Source organism: Micromonospora sp. BQ11 (assembly GCF_052068135.1).
Taxonomy (GTDB): Bacteria; Actinomycetota; Actinomycetes; order Mycobacteriales; family Micromonosporaceae; genus Micromonospora.
Window position 1 is genome coordinate 531,513 of sequence record NZ_JBQHDB010000002.1, and the last position, 21,155, is coordinate 552,667.

The 21,155-nt window shown below is 73.0% G+C and carries 17 protein-coding genes and 1 tRNA gene; 2 read left to right on the plus strand and 16 right to left on the minus strand.

What is annotated here, in order from left to right; genetic code table 11:
• Positions 1 to 50: 50 nt before the first annotated feature.
• Positions 51 to 123, minus strand: a tRNA-Asn gene (locus ACTMSW_RS06465).
• Between the two features lie 268 nt (positions 124 to 391).
• Between ACTMSW_RS06465 and ACTMSW_RS06470 the strand changes: the two genes are divergently transcribed.
• Positions 392 to 781: a hypothetical protein gene (locus ACTMSW_RS06470; protein WP_441179519.1), complete on the plus strand. Its 390-nt coding sequence runs from the start codon at positions 392 to 394 to the stop codon at positions 779 to 781.
• A gap of 157 nt (positions 782 to 938) precedes the next feature.
• Complete coding sequence (locus ACTMSW_RS06475; RefSeq protein ID WP_441179520.1) at positions 939 to 2,123, plus strand: ROK family protein; 1,185 nt, start codon at positions 939 to 941, stop codon at positions 2,121 to 2,123.
• 41 nt (positions 2,124 to 2,164) lie between these two features.
• On the opposite strand, the gene ACTMSW_RS06480 is transcribed toward ACTMSW_RS06475, so the two are convergent.
• From ACTMSW_RS06480 to ACTMSW_RS06550, 15 genes are all read right to left on the minus strand, one after another.
• Positions 2,165 to 3,172 (minus strand): sugar phosphate isomerase/epimerase family protein, encoded by a 1,008-nt coding sequence (locus ACTMSW_RS06480; protein ID WP_441179521.1) that lies wholly within the window; start codon positions 3,170 to 3,172, stop codon positions 2,165 to 2,167.
• A 329-nt stretch (positions 3,173 to 3,501) separates the two neighbouring features.
• Positions 3,502 to 4,332: an ABC transporter permease gene (locus ACTMSW_RS06485; RefSeq protein ID WP_441179522.1), complete on the minus strand. Its 831-nt coding sequence runs from the start codon at positions 4,330 to 4,332 to the stop codon at positions 3,502 to 3,504.
• A complete protein-coding gene (locus ACTMSW_RS06490; RefSeq protein ID WP_441179524.1) occupies positions 4,329 to 5,258 on the minus strand; it encodes an ABC transporter ATP-binding protein in 930 nt (309 codons plus the stop codon). Before ACTMSW_RS06490 ends, ACTMSW_RS06485 begins: the two co-directional genes overlap by 4 nt.
• A gap of 91 nt (positions 5,259 to 5,349) precedes the next feature.
• Positions 5,350 to 6,015 carry a response regulator gene (locus ACTMSW_RS06495; protein WP_441179525.1) on the minus strand — a complete coding sequence of 222 codons (666 nt, stop codon included), beginning with the start codon at positions 6,013 to 6,015 and terminating at the stop codon, positions 5,350 to 5,352.
• Positions 6,012 to 7,211 (minus strand): sensor histidine kinase, encoded by a 1,200-nt coding sequence (locus ACTMSW_RS06500; RefSeq protein WP_441179526.1) that lies wholly within the window; start codon positions 7,209 to 7,211, stop codon positions 6,012 to 6,014. The genes ACTMSW_RS06495 and ACTMSW_RS06500 overlap by 4 nt, the downstream gene beginning before the upstream one ends.
• Positions 7,212 to 7,402: 191 nt before the next feature.
• Positions 7,403 to 9,517 (minus strand): ThuA domain-containing protein, encoded by a 2,115-nt coding sequence (locus ACTMSW_RS06505; RefSeq protein ID WP_441179527.1) that lies wholly within the window; start codon positions 9,515 to 9,517, stop codon positions 7,403 to 7,405.
• Between the two features lie 71 nt (positions 9,518 to 9,588).
• Positions 9,589 to 12,456 (minus strand): PQQ-dependent sugar dehydrogenase, encoded by a 2,868-nt coding sequence (locus ACTMSW_RS06510; protein ID WP_441179528.1) that lies wholly within the window; start codon positions 12,454 to 12,456, stop codon positions 9,589 to 9,591.
• A 293-nt stretch (positions 12,457 to 12,749) separates the two neighbouring features.
• On the minus strand, positions 12,750 to 13,817 hold the full coding sequence (locus ACTMSW_RS06515) for a polyprenyl synthetase family protein (RefSeq protein WP_441179529.1): 1,068 nt from the start codon (positions 13,815 to 13,817) through the stop codon (positions 12,750 to 12,752).
• Positions 13,814 to 15,244, minus strand: coding sequence for an alkaline phosphatase family protein (locus ACTMSW_RS06520; RefSeq protein WP_441179530.1), 1,431 nt, complete (start codon positions 15,242 to 15,244; stop codon positions 13,814 to 13,816). The genes ACTMSW_RS06515 and ACTMSW_RS06520 overlap by 4 nt, the downstream gene beginning before the upstream one ends.
• Positions 15,245 to 15,320: 76 nt before the next feature.
• Complete coding sequence (gene eboE / locus ACTMSW_RS06525) at positions 15,321 to 16,502, minus strand: metabolite traffic protein EboE (protein ID WP_441179531.1); 1,182 nt, start codon at positions 16,500 to 16,502, stop codon at positions 15,321 to 15,323.
• A complete protein-coding gene (locus tag ACTMSW_RS06530) occupies positions 16,502 to 17,356 on the minus strand; it encodes a TatD family hydrolase (protein ID WP_441179532.1) in 855 nt (284 codons plus the stop codon). The genes eboE and ACTMSW_RS06530 overlap by 1 nt, the downstream gene beginning before the upstream one ends.
• Position 17,357: 1 nt before the next feature.
• Positions 17,358 to 17,978, minus strand: a complete 621-nt coding sequence (locus ACTMSW_RS06535; RefSeq protein WP_441179533.1) for an EboA domain-containing protein — start codon at positions 17,976 to 17,978, stop codon at positions 17,358 to 17,360.
• A gap of 25 nt (positions 17,979 to 18,003) precedes the next feature.
• Positions 18,004 to 18,930 (minus strand): sugar phosphate isomerase/epimerase family protein, encoded by a 927-nt coding sequence (locus tag ACTMSW_RS06540; RefSeq protein WP_441179534.1) that lies wholly within the window; start codon positions 18,928 to 18,930, stop codon positions 18,004 to 18,006.
• A complete protein-coding gene (locus ACTMSW_RS06545) occupies positions 18,927 to 19,811 on the minus strand; it encodes an SCO3242 family prenyltransferase (RefSeq protein WP_441179535.1) in 885 nt (294 codons plus the stop codon). The genes ACTMSW_RS06540 and ACTMSW_RS06545 overlap by 4 nt, the downstream gene beginning before the upstream one ends.
• Positions 19,795 to 20,955 carry an inositol-3-phosphate synthase gene (locus ACTMSW_RS06550; protein WP_441179536.1) on the minus strand — a complete coding sequence of 387 codons (1,161 nt, stop codon included), beginning with the start codon at positions 20,953 to 20,955 and terminating at the stop codon, positions 19,795 to 19,797. Before ACTMSW_RS06550 ends, ACTMSW_RS06545 begins: the two co-directional genes overlap by 17 nt.
• Positions 20,956 to 21,155: the final 200 nt, after the last annotated feature.

The window sequence follows — 21,155 nt, forward strand, 5'->3', positions numbered from 1 at the left end:
CGAGACGGCGAACGCCCGCCGGCATGACCGACGGGCGTCTGGTGGAGAAGCTCCCCCGATTGGACTCGAACCAATAACCTGCCGGTTAACAGCCGGCTGCTCTGCCAATTGAGCTACAGGGGATCGTGCTGCCGCTCGCCGAAGAGATCCTTCGCCGTGCGACGGGGACAAGAGTACAGGACTCCCCCCGGTGGTGGTCCAGGGGGTTACCCACCCGGATCTCCGTGACGACCAGTACCAAAAACCAGACAAATCGCCATCACGGCACAGGGAGGCTTGAGCGGAGAGCAGGATGGGTAGTTAGCTGCCGACAGAGGACGCAGGCGCGAATTGGTCGGCCCCGGCCGGGTATGCGGGGGCCGACGGCGCGTCAGGTACGAGAGGAGCCGCCATGCGCGGAAAGATCATGTTTCTTGGCGGGCTGGCTGCGGGATTCGTCCTGGGCGCCCGTGCCGGTCGGGAGAAGTACGAGGAGCTGGTGATCCGGGGCCGCAAGGTGCTCGACCACCCGACCGTCCAGGAGGCGGCGGGCGTCGCGCAGGCTCAGGCGACCCGGCTCTACAGCGAGGGCAAGGACAAGGTCAGCCAGTCGAAGCTGGGTGAGAAGCTGGGCACCGGCAACGGCCAGAAGCAGGAGCTGACCGCCGCCGACGACGCGTTCGCCGGCACGCCGGCCACCGTGGGCGCGAAGTCGGGCACGAGCTCGGCGTCGGGCACTCCGTCGGCCACCACCACGCCTCGCAACAGCAAGCCGTCCAGCTCGGGCACCACCGGCGTCTGACCCACAGCACCACTGAGCGGGCCGGTCACCCTCGGGTGACCGGCCCGCTGGTGTGCGTACACCCGTGACCTGCTCGTCCGGATTCACCCCCCGTGGCCCTGCGCGCCACGCGGAGGAAACACCGCCGTGGCAGACTCGCCGCCGGGAGGTGATGGCGATGGTGTCGGTCCGGCCGGAGACCGCGGACCAGGCGCGCCTGGTCACGCTGCTGCGCGACGACGGCCCCCGGTCACGGGTGGAGCTGGGCGACGCGCTGGGGCTGCCCCGTGCGCGGCTCGCCGCCGAGGTGGAACGGCTCGTCGAGACCGGCCTGGTCGAGACCGCCGGTCCCGCCGCGTCCCGCGGCGGCCGACGCTCGTCCCTGTTGCGCCTGGGGCGTGGGGTGCGCTTCGCCGGCGTCGTCATCGGTACGCGGGAACTGGTCGTCACCGTCACCGACGGGGAGCTGGCCCCGCTCGCCGAACGGCGGGAACCCGTCGACGTACGGCAGGGACCGGAGCCGGTGGTCGGCCGCGCGGTCGAGCTGATCGCCAAGCTGCGGGCCGAGCTGGGTCTCGGGCGGCTCACCGGCGTCGGCGTGGCCCTGCCCGGGCCGGTGGACGTCCGGGAGGGCGTGCCGGTCTCGCCGTCGCTGCTGCCCGGCTGGCACCGGTTCCCGGTGCGCGACACCATCGCCGCCGAGCTGGGTACTCCCACCCTCGTCGACGACGACGCCAACGTCGGCGCCCTCGGCGAACGGCACGCCGGCGTGGGGCGCACCTTCGACGACTTCCTCTACCTGCGGCTGGGCGCCGGGGTCGGCTGCGGCCTGGTGCTCGGTGGCACCCTGCACCGGGGCGCCACGGGCAGCGCCGGCGACATCGCGCACCTGCGCCTGACCGAGGACGGCCCGACGTGCGCGTGCGGCGAGGCCGGCTGCCTCCAGGCGTACTGCGGTGACAGCGGCCTGACCGGCGCGGCGCTGGCGGCGGCGCACGCGGGCCGCTCCCCCGCGCTGGCCGCCCGGCTCGACGAGGCCGGCACCCTGACCGTGGCCGACCTCACGGCGGCGGCCGGCGCGGGCGATCCGGCCGCCCACCGCGTGGTCCGCGACGCGGGCCGGCGGCTCGGCCAGGTGCTGGTCGGGTTGGTGAGCTTCGTCAACCCGGCCATCGTGATCATCGGCGGCGCTCCGGCCGGTCTGGGCCACGCGCTGCTCGCCGAGATCCGCGCCCTGGTCTACCGCCGGTCGGCGCCCCTGGCGACCGGCACGATGCCGATCGTCCTGTCCGACCTGAACGACCGGGCGACGGTGATCGGCGCCGCCCGGCTGATCAGCGAGCACGCCTTCACGGCGGGCTGACCCGGGGCCGGCCGGAGTCGCGCTCCGGCCGGCCGTGGGCGTCAGTCCTTGCTGCTGAACGCGGCGTCGAAGGCCGCCGAGGGTGCGTCGAAGGCGAGCCGGCGGACGAACTCCAGCGCCTCCGGCGCGCCGACGAGGCGGTCCATCCCGGCGTCCTCCCACTCGATGGAGATCGGACCGTCGTAGCCGATCGCGTTCAACGCGCGGAAGCAGTCCTCCCAGGGCACGTCGCCGTGGCCGGTGGAGACGAAGTCCCAGCCCCGCCGGAGATCGGCCCAGGGCAGGTGCGAGGAGAGCCGGCCGCGCCGACCGTCCCCGGTACGCACCTTCGCGTCCTTGCAGTCGACGTGGTAGATGCGGTCGGCGAAGTCGAAGATGAAGTTCACCGGGTCCAGCTCCTGCCAGACGAAGTGCGACGGGTCCCAGTTGAGCCCGAACGCCGGCCGGTTCCCGATCGCCTCCAGGGTGCGCTTCGTCGTCCAGTAGTCGTACGCGATCTCGCTCGGGTGCACCTCGTGGGCGAACCGCACGCCCACCTCGTCGAAGACGTCGAGGATAGGGTTCCACCGGTCGGCGAAGTCCTGGTAGCCGCGCTCGATCATCGACGGTGGCACCGGCGGGAACATGGCGAGCGTGTGCCAGATCGAGGAGCCGGTGAAGCCGACGACCGTCTTCACCCCGAGCTTCGCCGCCGCGCGGGCGGTGTCCTTCATCTCCTCGGCGGCCCGCTGGCGTACGCCCTCGGGCTCGCCGTCGCCCCAGATCCGCGCCGGCAGGATGTCCCGGTGCCGCTCGTCGATCGGGTGGTCGCAGACCGCCTGGCCGACGAGGTGGTTGGAGATCGTGAAGACCTGGAGGTTGTGCTTCGCGAGGGTCTCCCGCTTGCGGTCGACGTACGAGTCGTCGGCCAGCGCCTTGTCGACCTCGAAGTGGTCGCCCCAGCAGGCGATCTCCAGACCGTCGTACCCCCACTCGGAGGCGAGCCGGCAGACCTCGTCGAACGGTAGATCGGCCCACTGGCCGGTGAAGAGCGTGATGGGTCGCGCCATTGTCCTTCTCCCCTGTTGTGATGGGGATTCCGTACGTGCGGGACCGGGGCGAGGGGTGACCGGCCGAGCCGGTGCGGCGGCGGACGGGCACGGACCGGTGGGCACGGTGATACGCACCTGGGCCCGACGGGTTGCGCCTCCCGCCGGGTCACCGGCCACCTGCACGGTCGCCGCCCCCACTCTATTTCCGTCGGGGCGCCTTGCGGAAGGCCCACGCGGCACACCGCGGCACACTCGCGGCGGGCCGTGCCGCGTGTGCCGCGGTGTGCCGCGTTAAGAAGGGCCCCCGGTACAACGCGAGGCGTTAAGCGGGGGCCCTTCCTTACACCTCAGGCGTCACGGCGGCGCAGGAGCACGGCGGCGGCGCCGACGAGGGCGACCAGCCAGCCCACGCACACCGCCGCCCCGGCACCCGGGGAGAGCAGGTCCGGGTCGGACGAGATGGACATGAACGCCTCGCCGGCGTTGGACGGCAGGTACGGCGAGACCGCGTCGGACACGCTCTCCGGCAGCAGCGAGATCACGCCGGGCACGACCAGGAGCAGCGCCACCACGGTGGTGATCGCCCCGGCGGTGTTGCGCAGCAGCGCGCCCACGGCCATGCCGAGCACGCCGACGCCGGCCAGGTAGAACGCCGCGCCGAGCACCGCCCGGAGCACCCCGTCGTCGCCGAGGGAGATGCCCTCGTCACCGAGGACGCCCTGCGCGCCGAGGAAGGTCAGCAGGGCCGTCGGCACCAGCACCGCGAGGGAGACGCCGGCGAGGACGGCGATCTTCCCGACGAGCACGGGCCAGCGCTTCGGCACCGCGGCCAGCGACGAACGGATCATCCCGGTGGAGTACTCGCCCGCGACCAGGAGCACCCCGAGGGTGCCGATCAGCAGTTGGGCGAGGTTGACGCCGCCGAGACTCGCGCCCAACGGGTCGAGCGACGAGGGGCCGCCGGGCGGTGCCGGCGTGCCGGGCTCCGGCGGGTTGTCCGCCAGCACGGCGGAGAAGGCCAGGCCGAGCCCGGCGAGCAGGGCGACGGTGGCGATCAGCATGATCACCGAGGAGCGCAGCGAACGGAACTTGGTCCACTCGGCGCGTACCACGCGTGCGGGGGTGACCTTCGCGTCGGCGGGGACGGCGGTGGCTCGGTTCAGGGTGTCGGTGCTCATCGGGCGGTCCTTCCGGCAGCGGCGGGTTCGGCGGTGTACTCGACCGCGTCGCGGGTCAACGTCATGAACGCCTCCTCCAGCGAGGTCTGCTGGGAGGACAGCTCGTGCAGGGTGAGGCCGGCGGCGGCGGCCCGGTCGCCGATCTGCTCCCGGGTCAGCCCGGTCACCTCCAGCAGGCCGGGCTCGCCGCCGGTCACCGTCACGTCCGGGCCGACCAGCAGGTCGCGCAGCGCGGTCGCCTGCGGCGAACGGACGCGTACGGTGTCGTGCGCGGCCTGCGCGACGAACTCGGCGACGGACACGTCGGCGATGAGCCGACCTCGGCCGACCACGATCAGGTGCTCGGCGGTCATCGCCATCTCGCTCATCAGGTGCGACGACACGAAGACCGTCCGGCCCTCGGCGGCGAGGCCCCGGAGCAGGTCCCGGATCCAGCGGATGCCGTCCGGGTCGAGGCCGTTGACCGGTTCGTCGAGCATCACGACCTTCGGGTCGCCGAGCAGCGCGGCGGCGATGCCGAGTCGCTGGCCCATGCCGAGGGAGAAGCCGCCGGCCCGCTTGTCGGCCACCTCGTGCAGGCCGACCAGGTCGATCACCTCGTCGACCCGCCGGCGACCGATGCCGTGGGTGGCTGCCATGGCGAGCAGGTGGTTGCGGGCGGTACGGCCGGTGTGCACGGCCCTGGCCTCCAGCAGCGCGCCGATCTCGCGCAGCGGGGCCGCGTGCTCGGCGTACCGGCGACCGCCCACGGTGACGCTGCCGGAGGTGGGGGCGTCCAGGCCGAGGATCATCCGCATGGTGGTGGACTTGCCGGCGCCGTTCGGCCCGAGGAACCCGGTGACGATGCCCGGTCGTACCTGGAAGGTCAGGTCGTCGACGGCGACCTTGTCGCCGTAGCGCTTGCTCAGGTTGGTCACATCGATCATGCGACCAACGATCGCCCGCGTAGTCGGGCCCCCGCGTCGGCCAGCGGCGGACACCTCGACGTACCGCGGACGCGGTAGACGGGCGTCTCCCCTACCGCGGCCGGACCAGACCGCTCTGGTACGCGATCACCACGAGCTGCGCCCGGTCCCGCGCGCCGAGCTTCGCCATCGCCCGGTTCACGTGGGTCTTCGCGGTCAGCGGGGAGACCACCAGCCGCTCGGCGATCTGCTCGTTGGACAGGCCGGTGGCGACCAGCGTGACGACCTCCCGCTCCCGCTCGGTGAGCACCCGCAGCTGCTCGGGGGTGGCCTGCGCGTCCGGCTCGGGCTGCGCCAGGAACCGGGCGATCAGCCCACGGGTGGCTTTCGGGGACAGCAGTGCGTTCCCGGCGGCGACGGTACGGATGGCGTCCAGCAGCTCGACCGGGCCGACCCCCTTGCCGAGGAAGCCGCTGGCCCCGGCCCGCAGCGCCTCGAAGACGTACTCGTCCACCTCGAACGTGGTGAGGATCAGCACCCGTACGCCGGCCAGGGCCGGATCGGCGGTGATCTCCCGGGTGGCGGCGAGCCCGTCCAGGTCGGGCATCCGGATGTCCATCAGCACCACGTCGACGGGCGTCGCGCGGAGCTGGTCGACCGCCTCCCGCCCGGTCGCCGCCTCGCCGACCACGGTGAGGTCGGGGGCGGAGTCGACGAGCACCCGGAATCCGGCGCGCAGCAGTTTCTGGTCGTCGGCCAGCAGGACCCGGATCGTCACTCGGCCACCTCCTCGGGTGCGGGCAGGTCGGCGCGGACCGCGAAACCGCCCGCGGGTCGCGGACCGGCGGTGAACGTGCCGCCGACCGACTCGGCCCGTTCCCGCATGCCGAGCAGACCCACGCCGGCACCCGCCGTGCTTCCGGGGCCGTCGGGCGCGGGCGGCGGGGTGCCGGCCCCGTCGTCGCGTACCTCGATGGTGAGACCGTCGGCGTCGTAGCGCAGGCGGACCGCGACCGCCGCGCCCGGCGCGTGCTTGTGGGCGTTGGTCAGGGACTCCTGGATGATCCGGTACGCGGCCACGTCCACCGCCGTGGGCAGCGGCCGGGGTTGCCCGGCCACGGTCCAGCGCACCGGCTGCCCGGTGGCGAAGCCCTCCACCAGCGCGTCCAGCCGGTTCAGGCTCGGTGCCGGCTCGATCGGCGCGTCGGTCTCCTCGTCGCGGCGCAGCACCCCGAGCACGGTGGACAGCTCGTCCAGCACGGTGCGGCTGGCCGCGCGGACGTGCCCGAGGGCCTCCTCGGCCGCGTCCGGCTGTTCGCGCAGGAGGTGACCGGCCACCCCGGCCTGCACGTTGATCAGGGCGATGTGGTGGGCGACCACGTCGTGCAGTTCGCGGGCGATGCGCAGCCGCTCCTCGGCCACGCGGCGGCGGGCCTCCTCCTCGCGGGTCCGCTCGGCGCGCAGGGCCCGCTCCTCCAGCACCGCTACGTACGCCCGCCGGCTGCGCACGGCGTCCCCGGCCGCCACGGCGACGCCGAACCAGAGCAGCAGCACCACCACCGCCGGGTCCACCCAGGAGACGCCGAGGGTGACCACCGCCGCCGCGCCGAGCGCGACCGCGCTCACCGCGCCGGCCACGGCGGCGGTCCGCCGGTCGGTCCGGGTCGCGACGGTGTACGCGGCCAGCGCCACCGTCAGCACGAACGGTCCCCGGGCCTGCTCCACCAGGATCGACACGGCCGCCGTGACGGTGACCACCGCGAGCACCGGTAGGGGGTACCGGCGGCGCAGCACCAGGGCGGCGCAACCGGCCAGGGCGAGGAGCACGGCGGTGACGCTGAGCGGATCACGGGGCGGCCCACCCGGCGGGTCCACCGGCAGCAGGCTGACCGCGAAGAGCAGCGCGGCCAGCGCGGCGTCACCGCCGGTCGGGTGCGCCCGTGCGACCCGACGCCAGTCCGCGAGGCGTCCCATGCGGTCAAGGTACGGCAGCGATGTCGGCACCGACCGCTCCCATCCGCGATCACCTCGCCCTGGTAGGGATTCGGCCGGACCTCCTCCGGCGCGTCGCGCGCGGGGCGGTGGGAGTCACGGCACGGGACCCCTACCGTGGCAGGGGCCCCGTGGGCGTGAGGAGGCGTTCAGCAGGTCGCCTCAGCCTCAGGTCAGGGCAGGACCCACTTCTGGTTGGCGCCGCTGTGGCAGGTCCACAGGTGCACCGCGGTGCCGTCGGCGGAGTTGTTGCCCGAGACGTCCAGGCACTTGCCGGACTGCGGGTTCTTCAGCGTGCCGTCGGCCTGCGCCGACCAGTTCTGCGCGCCGGAGCCGTTGCAGGTCCAGAGCTGGATCTTCGTACCGTCGGCCGACCCGCCGGCGGAGACGTCGAGGCACTTGTTGAGCGCCTTGACCGTCGAGTTCGGCGTCACCGTCCACGTCTGCGCACTCGAGCCGTTGCAGGTGTAGATCTGGATCTGCGTACCGTCGGCCGTGCCGCTGCTGCGCACGTCCAGGCACTTGCCGGCCAGGCCCGTGATCTGACCGGTGCCGGGGGTGCCGCCGGTTCCCTTGACCAGCGTGAAGTCGTCCACGTCGAAGAGCCCCGAACCCGAGCCGGTGAAGGTCAGGTAGAGGTTCTGGGTGCCCGACGGGACGTTGGACAGGTTCGTCGTGACGTCGGCGTAGGTGGTCCAGCTACCGGTGTTGGGCACCGCGACCGAGCCGAGCACGGTGCCGGTGGTCGACCCGGTCCGCACCTGGATCGTGCCGCCCGGCCCACCGGAGACGACCCGCGCCTTGAACGACGTGACGCCGGTCAGGTCGAGCCCGTTGTACGCCGCCCAGTCACCCGGGTCGATGTAGCCGAGGGTCTGGCCGCCGTTGGCGCCGGCCTTGGTGAACGGGGTGACCCCGCTCTGCGAGCTGAACGACTCGGCCTGGACCGTGGCGTTCCCGGTCGGCGGCGGGGTGGAGCCCAGCTCCTTGATCCGGATGTTGCGGAACGACGCATCGTCGCCGCTGCCGTGGTTCTGGATGCCGATGTGGCCGGCCAGCGAACGCGCCGGGTTGGTGTTGGTGAAGTCGTTGATCTTCGACCCGTTGAGGAAGAGCTGGAGCCGCTCGCCCTCGACCAGCAGCTCGTAGGTGTTCCACTCCCCCGGCGGGTTCAGCGCCGCGTCGCGGGCGGCGATGTCGGCGGACTTGAACGTGTAGACCGCGCCGGTGGTGCGGTCCGCGGCGTCGGTGGCGTCGATCTGGATCTCGTAACCGTTGTTCACGGCCGACCAGGGGTCGCTCGACGGCGGGAAGCCGATGAAGACACCCGAGTTGTCGTCCCCGGCGAGCTTCCAGTCCAGCTTCAGCGAGTAGTTCGTGAACTCCTTCGCGCTGTACCAGAGCATCCCCAGCCCGCCGACCGAGGTCAGCGTGGCGTCGGAGTTGGTGAAGCTGCCCGGCCCGGCCTGCGACCAGCCGGTGGTCGAGCCGTTGTAGAGCGAGGTGTAGCCCGTCTCCGCACGGCAGTCGGCCTTGGTGCGGCCGGCCGCGTACCGGATGCCACCGAGCAGGTGCGCGCGGAACGCCGACTCGCCGTACGACGCCTGGGTGTGCCCGCCGCCGGTGTAGAAGGCCCGGCCGCCGCTGTAGGTCTTGCACCACGCGTGCGGGTGGTCGGCGCCCATCGAGCCACCCGAGTACGAACCCTCGTCGAGGGTGGCCAGGACGCGGGCGGTGGAGCGGGCGTTGGTGGTGTAGTTGTACCACTCGTCGGTGCGGGTCCAGGTCTGCGGCAGGTGGGCCGTGGCCGCGTGGGCCCGGTTCTCCACCTTGATGTTCGCCTGCTGGATCGCCGGGTGCGAGGCGAAGTACGCCCCGACCAGGTTGCCGTAGAACGACCAGTTGTACTCGGTGTCGGCCGCGGAGTGCACGCCGACGTAGCCGCCGCCGGAGCCGATGTACGACTCGAAGGCGGTCTGCTGGGTGGCGTTGAGCACGTCACCGGTGGTGTTGAGGAAGATGACCGCCTCGTACTGGGCGAGGTTGCCGGTGGTGAAGGCGGCGGCGTCCTCGGTGGCGGTGACGGTGAAGTTGTTCGCCGCGCCCAGGTCCCGGACGGCCTGGGTGCCGACCGCGATGGAGTCGTGCCGGAAGCCCGCGGTCTTCGAGAAGACCAGCACGTCGTACGCGGCGTCGGCCGCGCTGGCCGGGCTGGCCGGGGTGGTACACGCGAGCACCGCGAGGGCGGCGGTGGCCACCCCGAGTGCGGGTCGGAGGAATCTGCGCATATCGCTCTCCTAAGCCGTTAGGAGGGGCCCCCTGTACAACGTATTCCGTTAACAGGGGGCCCTTCCTTACATCAGGGCAGGGTCCACTTCTGGTTGGCGCCGGTGTGGCAGGTCCACAGGTGCACCGCGGTGCTGTCCGCGGAGTTGTTGCCCGACACGTCCAGGCACTTGCCGGACTGCGGGTTCTTCAGCGTGCCGTCGGCCTGCGCCGACCAGTTCTGCGCGCCGGAGCCGTTGCAGGTCCAGAGCTGGATCTTCGTACCGTCGGCCGACCCGCCGGCGGAGACGTCGAGGCACTTGTTGAGCGCCTTGACCGTCGAGTTCGGCGTCACCGTCCACGTCTGCGCACTCGAGCCGTTGCAGGTGTAGATCTGGATCTGCGTACCGTCGGCGGTCGCCCCGCTGCGGACGTCGAGGCACTTGCCGGCGAGCCCGACGATCGGCCCGGTCCCGCCGCCGGAGGAGCCGGTGGTGAAGGTGAACGAGTCGACGTCGAAGAGCGCCCCGGTGCCACCGGCGAAGGTCAGGTACAGCGTGGTGGTGCCGGCCGGCGGGCTGGAGATGGTGCCGGTGACGTTCTGGAAGGTCTCCCAGGAGCCGGTGACCGGCACGGTGGCCGAGCCGAGCACGGTGCCGGTGGCCGAGCCGGCGCGGACCTGGAGGGTGCCGCCGGCACCGCCGGAGGAGACCCGGGCGGTGAACGACGTGACGTTGTTGATCCGGTACGGCTCGAACGCGATCCAGTCGCCGTTGCTGATGTCACCGACGGTCTTGCCGCCCTCGGCCGTCGTCTTGCTGTACTGCTGGATGCCCGAGGAGGTCTTGTAGTGCTCCGCCTGCCGCTTCTTCGGCTGGAGGGTGTGCTGCGTGTGGGTGGTCAGCCCGCCCGCGTCGGTGTACTCGGCGTCGAAGATGGCGAAGATGTTCGCCGCGTCGTCGTGCTCACCGTCGACCGGGATCGTGATCGAGCCGGAGCAGCCGTTCTTCGAGGTGATCTGGTGACCGTGGCTGTCGTGGCCCAGCACGTAGGTCATCTTGACCTTGGTGCAGTCGATGGTGCCGTCCTCCGGGTCGGTCACCGTGATGCTGTACGACACGCTGTCGCCGTAGTTGAAGAGCTGGCCGTTGGCGGGGCTGTTGATGGTCACCGTGGGCGCGGTGTTGCCCACGCCGATCGTCACGTTGGCCGTACCGGTGGCGCCCTGCGGGTCGGTCACGGTCAGCGTGACGGTGTAGGTGCCGTTGCTGTTGTAGGTCTTGCTCGGGTTCGCCGCCGTCGAGGTGGTGCCGTCGCCGAAGTTCCACGAGTACGACAGTGCGCCACCCTCGGGGTCGGACGACCCGGCCGAGGAGAAGGCCACGGTCAACGGGGCCGCGCCGGAGGTCTTGTCCGCCGCCGCGACCGCGGTCGGTGCCGCGTTGCCGCCGCCGATGTAGTCGTACCGGTAGAGGGCGGAGTTGGCGTCGCCGTTGAAGTAGCCGGTGCCGTAGTCCAGGACGTAGAGCGCGCCGTCGGGGCCGAACGCCATGTCCATGACCTGCTTGCCGTTCCACGGGAACGTGTCGATGCCGCCCGGGGAGCCGTCGCTGTTGACGTGGATCGGCTTGATCCAGCCCCGGCCCAGCTCGCCGGCGAAGAACTGCCCGTCGAAGGACTGCGGCCACTTGGTGGAGGAGTTCAGCGAGGAGTTGTACCGGTAGACCGGGCCACCCATCGGCGACTCGGAGCCGCCGCCGAACTCGGACGGGCTGCCGGCGTCGCCGGCGTACCGGATCCAGGACGCCTTCGCCCCCGGCAGGGTGGTCAGGCCGGTGTTGCGGAACGAGTTGTTGGTCGGGCCGCCGGTGCAGTTGTACTTCGCGCCGGCCGTGCTGGCGGCGAAGTCCCACTCGGCGTACGTCTCGTTCGCGGTGTTGGTGCCGGTGCAGTACGGCCACCCGTAGTTGCCCGGTCCGGTGACCCGGTTGAACTCGACCTGGCCGCTGGGGCCACGGGAGGTGGTGGTGCCGGCGTCCGGCCCGTAGTCACCGACGTAGGCGATGCCGGTGGCCTTGTCCACGCTCATCCGGAACGGGTTGCGGAAGCCCATCGCGTAGATCTCGGGACGGGTCTTCGGGTCCGAGTCGACGAACATGTTGCCGGTCGGAATCGAGTACGTCCCGTTCGCGTTGACCTTGATCCGGAGGATCTTGCCGCGCAGGTCGTTGGTGTTGGCCGAGGTGCGCTGCGCGTCGTACGCGGGGTTGCGGTTGGTCCGCTCGTCGATCGGCGCGTACCCGGAGGAGTCGAACGGGTTCGTGTCGTCACCGGTCGACAGGTACAGGTTGCCGGCGGCGTCGAAGTCGATGTCGCCGCCGACGTGGCAGCAGATGCCCCGGTCGGCCGGGACGTCGAGCACGTCGACCTTGCTGCCGGTGTTGATCGTGAAGTCGCTGTTCAGGGTGAACCGGGACAGCCGGTTGACGCCCTGCCAGGCGGAGAAGTCGCTGCCCGTCCCGGGCGCGTCGCCGGAGGGCGTGGACAGCGGCGGCGCGTAGTAGAGGTAGATGTGCCGGTTGGTGGCGAAGTTCGGGTCCACCCCGACGCCCTGGAGCCCCTCCTCGTCGTGGGTGTAGACGGAGAGGGTGCCGATCACGGAGGTGTTGCCGGCCGAGTCGGTCCGACGCACCGTGCCGTTGCGGGCGGTGTGCAGGACCGAGCGGTCCGGGAGCACCGCGATCGTCATGGGCTCGCCGACCTCAGCGGCACCCTTGGCGAGGGTGACCTGCTGGAAGTCGGTGCCCACGATCGGGTGCGCGAAGGCGGCGGTAGGCCCGCCCAGCTCGGCGGGACCGGCGCCCAGGGCGACCGTGCCGGCCGCGGCGGCCAGAACCAGCGCCGCGCTGGCGGAGAACCATCGTCGGTGACGGTGGGGGGTGATGGCGTCCGATGTGGACATATGGGGGAGTCCCTTCCTGACGAGTGATCTGCCAGGGCGGGCGCGCGCCGTCGCGCCGAATGCCGTAGCGGGAGGATGCGGACCTGCCGGGTGCCGACCCGGCCGGCCGTGACGACCGGTGGCCGGCGGCCACACGGAAGTCACCAGTCGATGGGTTCCCGCGCCGTCGGTTCACCTCGACGAAACACCGTTGTGATGGCCACGACATTAAGTCGAATCTTTCGATGTGTCCATACCTTCCGCCCGTCCAACGTGAACTTTTGTCCATAGGAGCAAAAGTCTGGAGAGCGGTCTCAGAGGGGACGGTCGACCACCTGCGCCGCGAGGGCGGCGAGCGCCGCACGGGTGGACTCGTCCACGGGCGCGTCGGCCAGGGTCGCCAGAGCCGCCTCGGCCCGTACCCGGATCATCTGCTCGATCTTCTCGCGTGCGCCGGTGCTCACGATGATGCCCCGCAACTCGGCGGCGCCCTCGGCGTCCAGCGCCGGATTGCCGAACAACTCGCGCAGTCGCGCCGTCTGCACCCGGTCGGCCGCGTCCCGCGCCAGGGCCATCATCACCGTCGGCTTGCCCTCACGGAGATCGTCGAGCACGGACTTGCCGGTCACCGCCGGGTCGCCGAAGACACCGAGGACGTCGTCGCGGAGCTGGAACGCGTCGCCGAGCGGATCGCCGAACTCCGCCAGCGCGGCGACCAGCTCCGGCGCCGCCCCGGCCAGCGTGGCCCCGATCTGGAGCGGTCGCGTCACCGTGTAGCGCGCGGCCTTCATCCGGATCACGGTCAGCGCGCTCGCCACCGAGCCGTCACCGACGCCGGACACGAGGTCCAGGTACTCCCCCGCGATCACCTCGGTCCGCATCAAGGCGAAGACGGCGTACCCCCGGTGGATCGCGTCGGCGGTCAGGCCACACTCGTGGAACATCTGGTCCGACCAGGCGGCGCAGAGGTCACCGCAGAGCAGCGCGGTGTTGCGTCCGTACGCCTCGGGGTCCCCGCGCCACGACGACCGGGCGTGCAGGTCCGCGAAGAGCCGGTGCACCGACGGTTCACCGCGACGGCGGTCGCTGCCGTCCAGGATGTCGTCGTGGATCAGGGCGAACGCGTGGAACAGCTCCAGTGCGGCGGCGGCCATCACGATGGGGGTGCCGTCCGACCCACCGGCGCCGCGCCAGCCCCAGTAGCAGAAGAGCGGGCGCAGCCGTTTCCCCCCGGCCAGCACGAAGCGGTTCAGGGCGGTGAACACGCCCCGGGGGGCGCCGTCGGGCCAGTCCGGCCCCTGCCGGTCGAGGAACGCGGCCAGCTCCGCGTCGAAGCGGGCCCGTAGTCCGCTCACGTCGGTCGGTTCGGCGGTGACCGTCACGACGCCTCCCCGGTCGGCTGCGGCACCGCCGGGGCGCCGGTGTGGTCGGACAGGCCGGCGAGGTGCAGCAGCAGGGCCTTGACCTCGGTGGCGGCGATCCGGTCCCGCGCGGCCGACGCGTCGGAGCAGAGCAGCACCGGGCCGTCCGCCGGGTCGGCCGGCAACCGGCCGTGCGAGCCGCGTACCGCCCGGGCCCCGGCGTCCAGCCCGATGGCGCTCATCAGGTAGCGCATCCCGAGCTTCTTGCGGGCCAGTGCGACCGCTGCCCGGCGCTTCGCCGCCCCCGGGGCGGCCGGGTCGAAGAACAGCTCCGCCGGGTCGTACCCGGGTTTGCGGTGGATCTCCACCAGCCGGGCGAAGTCGGGCGCCCGGGCGTCGTCCAGCCAGTAGTAGTAGGTGAACCAGGCGTCCGGCTCGGCCACCAGCACCAGTTCCCCGGCGCGCGGGTGGTCGAGCCCGTGCGCGGCCTTGCCGGCCTCGTCGAGCACCTCGGCCACTCCGGGCAGGCTCGCGCAGAGCTTCGCCACCGCCGGCACGTCGGCCGAATCCCGGACGTAGACGTGCGCGATCTGGTGGTCGGCCACCGCGAAGGCCCGCGACGTCCACGGGTCCAGGTACTCCATCCCGGCCTGCGTGTGCACCCGCAGCAGCCCCTCGGACCGCAACAGGCGGTTCACGTCCACCGGCCGGGACACGTCGGTGATGCCGTACTCGGACAGGACCACCACGGTCGTGTCCCCGTCCCGGGCGGCGTCCAGCAGGGGCGCGAGGACACCGTCCAGTTCGGCCGCCGCGGCGGCGGCCCGGGGCGACGAGGGCCCGAAGCGTTGCAGGTCGTAGTCCAGGTGCGGGACGTACACCAGGGTCAGGTCCGGTGCCTGCTCGGTGAGGATCTGCTCGGCGGCCCGGCAGATCCACCGCGACGACGGCAGACCGGCGGTCGGTCCCCAGTAGGTGAACAGCGGGAAGGTGCCGAGCCGGTCGGTGAGCGCGTCGTGCAGCTCCGGCGGGTCGGTGTAGCAGTCCGGCTCCTTGCGCCCGTCGGCGCGGTAGACCGGCCGCGGGGTGACCGTCCAGTCGACGTCGGCCCCCATCGCGTACCACCAGCAGACGTTGGCCACCGTGTAGTCCGGTCGCGCCCGGCGGGCCGCCGTCCACAGCTTCTCACCGCCCACCAGGGCGTTGTGCTGCCGCCACAGCAGTACCTCGCCGAGGTCCCGGAAGTACCAGCCGTTGCCGACGATCCCGTGCTCGGCAGGCAGCGCCCCGGTGAGGAAGGTCGACTGCACCGAGCAGGTCACGGCCGGCAGCACGGTGCCCAGCTCCGCCTGGAACCCACCGTCGGCCACCGCCCGCAGGCGGGGCATGTGCGCCAGCAGCCGGGGCGTCAGTCCCACCACGTCCAGCACCAGCAGTCGCTTGCTCATGCCACCACTCCGCTACGCTCCGTGCCGCCATGAGGCACCACCGCACCGCATCGATGATTCGCTCGCTGACGCTCGCTCATGCCGCCACTCCCCTTCGTTCCGTCAGACCCAGTCCGACAAGTTCGTCGCGGGCGAAGGCGAGTTCGGCGGCGATGCCGGCCGCCAGCTCCGCGTCGGTGCGGGGGCGCCGCGCCTCCGGCAGCACCCCCCAGGTGTACGTCTCGACGTCGAGGTGGTCACAGCCGGCGACCGGACCGGCGAACAGCTCCGCCAGCGCGGCGTGCAGCACCGGCAGGGTGGAGTCCAGCGGCGGCTCGGGCGGCGCGTGCAGCGGCACGTGGTAGTGCACCCGCCACGGGCCGGGCAGCCGCGCCTCCAGTGCGGCGTCCAGGTCGTCGGCGCTGTGCACCGGGTCGGCCGGGTCCGTCGCCGCGCCGCACCCGGCGGACCGGGTCTGGTGCAGGAAACGCGGCTCGACCCAACGGCGCAGCGCGTCCGTCGTACCGGCCGGTGCCTCGATCGCGGCGGAGACCTGCACCTTGACCACCGGCAGGCCGGCCGCCGACAGCCGGGCCAGCGCCGCCGCCGGTTCCTCCCAGGCGCAGGCCAGGTGGGCCAGGTCCAGGCAGATCCCGAGCCGCTCGGTGTCCATGCCGGCCAGCAGCGAGCCGGCCTGGCCGGTGGTCTCCACCACGCACCCCGGTTCCGGTTCGAAGCCGACCCGGACCGGGCGGCCGGTGTCCCGCTCGACCGCCGCGAGACCGGCCGCCAGCCGGTCCAGCCGGTGCCGGGCGGCGTCCGCGCGCGCCGGATCCCAGGGCTCCCGCCAGGCCAGCGGCAGGGTGGAGACCGATCCGCGCGCCGCGTCGTCCGGGAGCAGGTCGGCCAGCACCCGGGCCAGGTCCAGGGTGTACGCCAGCCGCGCGTCGGTGGTCCAGTCCGGGTGGTACACGGCGCCCTTGACCACCGGGGCCTGGAAGGCCGCGTACGGGAAGCCGTTGAGGGTGACCACTTCCAGACCCCGCGCGGTCAGCTCGGCGCGCAACCGGCGACGCAGCGCGGGATCGGCGGCCAGCTCGGCCGCGACCGGGGCGGCCAGCCACAGCCCGAGGCCGAGCAGGTCGACGTCGAGTCGCTCACGGACCGGCCGGGCATGGGTGTCCAGCTGGGCGACGATGCCGGCGAGGGTCTCGGCCGGGTGCACGTTGGTGCAGTAGCCGAGGTGGACCGTGGTGCCGCCGGCGTGCCGCAGCCGCATCAGCTGCCGCCGCGCAGGATCGAGTTGCCGGTCTCCGGGTCCACGGCGGCGAGATCCAGATCGGTCAGGTCGAGCCGCCCGGACTGGCCGTAGAACTCGACCGGGTTGCGCCAGAGCACCCGGTCGACGTCGTCGTCGCTGAACCCGGCCAGCAGCATCGCCTCCCCGGTGGCCCGGGTCAGCAGCGGGTCCGAACGCCCCCAGTCCGCGGCCGAGTTGACCAGCATCCGTTCGGTCCCGTACGCGCGCAGCAGCTCGACCATCCGCGGCGGCGACATCTTCGTGTCCGGGTAGATCGAGAAGCCCATCCAGCAGCCGGTGTCCCGGACCAGCTTGACGGTCACCTCGTTGAGGTGGTCGACCACGACCCGGCCCGGGTCGATGCCGGACTCGGTGACCACGGCGAGGCTACGCTCCACGCCCCGGGCCTTGTCCCGGTGCGGGGTGTGCACCATCGCCGGCAGGCCGTGGGCGACGGCCAGGGCGAGCTGCTCCGCGAAGACCTCGTCCTCCTCCGGCGTCATCGAGTCGTAGCCGATCTCGCCGACCGCCACCACGCCGTCCTTCTCCAGGTAGCGCGGCAGCACGTCGAGCACCGCACGGCAGCGCGGGTCGTTGGCCTCCTTCGGGTTGAGCGCCACGGTGGCGTGGTGCCGTACGCCGAACTGGCCGGCCCGGAACGGCTCCCAGCCGATCAGCGAGTCGAAGTAGTCGGTGAACGAGCCGACGCTGGTGCGCGGCTGCCCGAGCCAGAACGCCGGTTCCACCACCGCGCGTACCCCGGCGGCGGCCATCCGCTCGTAGTCGTCGGTCGTCCGCGACGTCATGTGGATGTGCGGGTCGAAGATGCGCATGTCACGCCTCCCTGGGGTGCGGTTGGCCGGCCCGGGTGGCGAGCCGGTCGAGCAGGCCGGTGGCGTCGGCGGGCATGGTCCGGCCGGCGGCGGCGCGTTCGGCGGCGAGGGCGGCGAGCATCCCCGCCAGCTCGCCGTCGGCACGCTCGTCGAGGTCGGCGACCACGGCCAGCGGCACGCCCATGAACACGCACTTGAGCACGGCCTGCCGCCAGGCGGACGGGTCGAGGTGCCGGGCGTACGGGCCGAGGGCGGCGGCGACCAGCCGAGTGTCGTTGGTGCGGATCGCGTCGTGCAGCAGCGGCACCGCCTCCGTGCCGATGGGCAGCAGCGGCAGTGCCCGCAGCACCGCCCGCTTCTCGGCGGCGTCGCCGTGCCGGTAGAGGGTGTCGGCGTACGCGGCGTGGTCGCCGGGCAGGGCGGCCAGCAACAGCACGCGTGCCGCGTCGTCGGCCGTCCAGCCGGGCAGCTCCGGCAGCTCGTGCCGGCCGCAGCGCCGGCCGGCGGCGGCGAACGAGCCGGTGACCGTCGCGGGCTCGGCCGTCACCCGGCGCAGGGCCGTGTCCAGCCAGTCGGGATCGGGTACGCCCCGAAGGGCCTCCCGCAGTCGATCCGGTGTCATCGGATTCTCCTCCCTCGTGTGCTGTTCAGTGGGGTGCGGCGATCCCGTCCTCGGCGCTGACCGCGTCGGCGGCGCGCAGGAAGTCCAGGGAACGGGCGGCGACGGCGGGGGCGGCGTGCGAGTGCCGGGGCAGCTCCACGGCGACCAGGCCGCGGTAGCCGACCGCACGCAGCGCGCGCAGCACCGGCGGGAAGTCGATCTCCCCCGTGCCGAATTCCAGGTGCTCGTGGACGCCCCGCCGCATGTCGTCGATCTGCACGTTCACCAGGTGGCCGGCCACCTGGCGTACGCAGTCGGCCACGGGCCAGGGCTCCAGGCAGCGACAGTGTCCGATGTCGAGGGTGATGCCGAGACGCGCCGGTGCGCCGAGCGCGTCGTGCAGGCGGCGCCAGCCGGCGATGTCCTCGACCAGCATCCCCGGTTCCGGCTCGAAGCCGAGCGTCACACCGGCCATGTCGGCGGCGTCGACCACGGTCGCGCAGCCGGCCACCAGCCGGTCCCAGGCGACCGCCGGCGGGACCGGCTCGGGGCGTACGCCGGCCCAGAAGGAGACGGCCTCCGCACCGAGATCGGCGCCGACCCGTACGGCCCGGCGCAGGAACTCGATCCGCCGGGCGGGGTCGTCGTGCAGCAGCGTCGGGGCGTGCTTGTGCCACGGGTCGAGCAGGTACCGGGCGCCGGTCTCCACCACCACGCCCAGGCCGAGCGCGTCCAGCCGACGTGCCACGGCGGCGACCCGCCCGGCCAGCCCGGGGGCGAACGGGTCGAGGTGGTCGTGGTCCAGCGTGAGCGCCACCCCGGCGTAGCCCAGCTCGGCGATGACCGCCAGCGCGTCGTCCAGCCGGTGGTTCGCAAAGCCGTTCGTGCCGTACCCGAACCGCAGTCCACCCGCCGGCGACGGCGCGCCGGATGCGGGGTCGGGCGCGGCGGGGCGGGGCTGCGGCGCGGTCATGTCGGGGAGACCTTCCGCGCCAACCGGCGGGCCAGCGGTGCCGCCGCCGCGACCGCCACGCCGAGCAGGCCGGCGCCGGCGCGGGCGGTCAGCGCGCCCTGGAGGGCGGGCAGCCCGGTGATCCCGGCGCCGACCGCCGCGCGTACCCGGCTCGCCGACGGGTCGGCGACCACCCGGGCCTGCGCCGCCCCGTACCGGGCGGCGTACCAGGTGGCCAGCAGGGCCGGCAGGACGGCGAGCGCCGGGCGGTCCCCGGTGTGGGTCGGGCCGCCGGTGGCCGGCGGGCGGCCGGCGCCGGCGGCGACGAGGGCGGTACCGGCCAGGGTGCCCAGCGGCAGCGCCACGTCGGCACCGTCGACCTCGCGGCGGGACAGCGCCGTGACGGTCCAGGTGTGCGCGGCGACGGTGACCGCCGCCGGGACGGCCCGGGACAGCCGGCCGCCGGTCGCGCCGAGCAGCACGTCCAGCCCGCGGCAGGCGGCCATCACGGCCGGTCCGGCGGGGGTGTTCTTGGCGCGCAGGTCGTACCCCCAGACGGCCGTGGCGAGCGGGACCGCGACGGCCGCCGCCCGCCGGCCCCCGACGGCGGCGGCGAGGCCGACCCCGGCGGCGGTGAGCCCGACCGCCAGGCCGAGCGCGACCTCCGGGGCGACCCGGCCGCTGGGGATCGGCCGCTCCGGGCGCTCGACGGCGTCCAGCTTCCGGTCGGCCCAGTCGTTGCCGGCCATGCCGGCCCAGTAGAGCAGCACCGAGGCGGCGGCCAGTCCCGGCGTCCGCCGGTCCAGCGACCCGGCCGCCGCGGCGCCGGCCACGACGTCGCCGGGGACCGAGAGCGCCGCCGGCGCCCGCACCAGCTCGGCGAGGTCAGCGAGGCTCGGCACCGGAGGCCCCCTCGTGCAGGCGACGGGTGTACGCGCACAGCCGGTTCCACTGGTCGCCGAGCGAGTGCGTGGGCGTGCCCAGCGGGTCCTTGAAGAAGAACGCGAGATCCTCCAGGGGGCCGGCGTCGCCGGCGGCGTGCGCGGCGGCGGTGAGCCGGGCCAGGTCCAGCACCAGCGGTGCGGCCAGTGCCGAGTCGCAGCCCTGCCAGGTGAACTCCAGGCGCATCCCGGTGCCGAGGAAGCCCGCGAAGGTGATCAGGTCCCAGGCGGTCTTGAAGTCGCCCAGCTCCTCCACGTAGTCGATCCGGGTGCCGCCCTGCGGGACGTAGCCGAGGATCTCCCCGAGCACCCGCTGCTTGCTGGCCACCTTGGCCGCGTTGGCGGCCGGGTCGGCGAGGGTGGCGCCGTCGCCGCCGCCGAGCAGGTTGACCCCGCTCCACGAGCGCACCGCGAGGTGCCGCATCGCGAACATCGGGGCAAGCACCGACTTGACCAGGGTCTCCCCGGTCTTGCCGTCGTGCCCGGCGTACGGCACGCCCCGCTCCTCGGCGAGCGCCCGCAGGGCGGGCAGGCGCAGGCCGGTGGACGGGGTGAAGTCGACGTACGGGCAGCCGGCCTCGACCGCCGCGTACGCGTAGAGCGAGCTGGTGGGCAGCACCGCGTCCGCACCGGACAGCGCGGCCCGCAGCGCCGTGAGGTCCGCGTGGGCCGGGTGCGGGCCGGCGGCCGGCTCGGTGGCCGAGACGTTGACCATCACCACCCGCGCGAGGTCGTGCCGTTCCCGGAACGCGGTCAGGTCGGCGATGGTGGCGGCGGCGCGGTCGGCCTGGGTGCCGACGGTGGGTGCGGGGCGTAGCTCCCGCTCGACCTCGGCCAGCTCGGCGCCGAGGGCGTCGACCAGGCGGCTCGGCACCACACCGGCGGCGGCCAGCGACTCGGCGCGCTTGGCGAGCGGCGTGGCGACCACGTCGTGTCCACCGAGGACCAGGTCGGAGAAGGCCGGCAGGGCGGGACCGCGCAGCTCGGGCAGCTCGGTGACGCAGCCGGTCGGGCCGGTGAGCCCGGACCGCAGGGCGAGGGCCCCGACGATGCTGGTGGTCGCGACGGAACCGCGCGCCCCCACCAGCCAGACACCCGTACGCATGGTGCTCCTCTCCGGTCGCGAGGAACCGGCCCCTTGCATTGATTTACATAGATATCAGAAGTTTGATCTGAAAACTACTCATCTGAGCGGATGGGCCCCGTCCGCCGTCCACCCCGGGAGAAGCGGTCCGATCCGGCGTCGAAGTCGGCGGCGACGACGCCGGACCGGTGCCCGGTGCGGGTGCGGACGGACGGGGCTGG

Bases quoted from the DNA above. Each gene is read 5' to 3' on its own strand.
- ACTMSW_RS06470 (WP_441179519.1), top strand. From the start codon at position 392: ATGCGCGGAAAGATCATGTTTCTTGGCGGGCTGGCTGCGGGATTCGTC.
- ACTMSW_RS06475 (WP_441179520.1), top strand. From the start codon at position 939: ATGGTGTCGGTCCGGCCGGAGACCGCGGACCAGGCGCGCCTGGTCACG.
- ACTMSW_RS06480 (WP_441179521.1), bottom strand. From the start codon at position 3,172: ATGGCGCGACCCATCACGCTCTTCACCGGCCAGTGGGCCGATCTACCG.
- ACTMSW_RS06485 (WP_441179522.1), bottom strand. From the start codon at position 4,332: ATGAGCACCGACACCCTGAACCGAGCCACCGCCGTCCCCGCCGACGCG.
- ACTMSW_RS06490 (WP_441179524.1), bottom strand. From the start codon at position 5,258: ATGATCGATGTGACCAACCTGAGCAAGCGCTACGGCGACAAGGTCGCC.
- ACTMSW_RS06500 (WP_441179526.1), bottom strand. From the start codon at position 7,211: ATGGGACGCCTCGCGGACTGGCGTCGGGTCGCACGGGCGCACCCGACC.
- ACTMSW_RS06505 (WP_441179527.1), bottom strand. From the start codon at position 9,517: ATGCGCAGATTCCTCCGACCCGCACTCGGGGTGGCCACCGCCGCCCTC.
- ACTMSW_RS06510 (WP_441179528.1), bottom strand. From the start codon at position 12,456: ATGTCCACATCGGACGCCATCACCCCCCACCGTCACCGACGATGGTTC.
- ACTMSW_RS06520 (WP_441179530.1), bottom strand. From the start codon at position 15,244: ATGAGCAAGCGACTGCTGGTGCTGGACGTGGTGGGACTGACGCCCCGG.
- eboE (WP_441179531.1), bottom strand. From the start codon at position 16,502: ATGCGGCTGCGGCACGCCGGCGGCACCACGGTCCACCTCGGCTACTGC.
- ACTMSW_RS06530 (WP_441179532.1), bottom strand. From the start codon at position 17,356: ATGCGCATCTTCGACCCGCACATCCACATGACGTCGCGGACGACCGAC.
- ACTMSW_RS06535 (WP_441179533.1), bottom strand. From the start codon at position 17,978: ATGACACCGGATCGACTGCGGGAGGCCCTTCGGGGCGTACCCGATCCC.
- ACTMSW_RS06540 (WP_441179534.1), bottom strand. From the start codon at position 18,930: ATGACCGCGCCGCAGCCCCGCCCCGCCGCGCCCGACCCCGCATCCGGC.
- ACTMSW_RS06550 (WP_441179536.1), bottom strand. From the start codon at position 20,955: ATGCGTACGGGTGTCTGGCTGGTGGGGGCGCGCGGTTCCGTCGCGACC.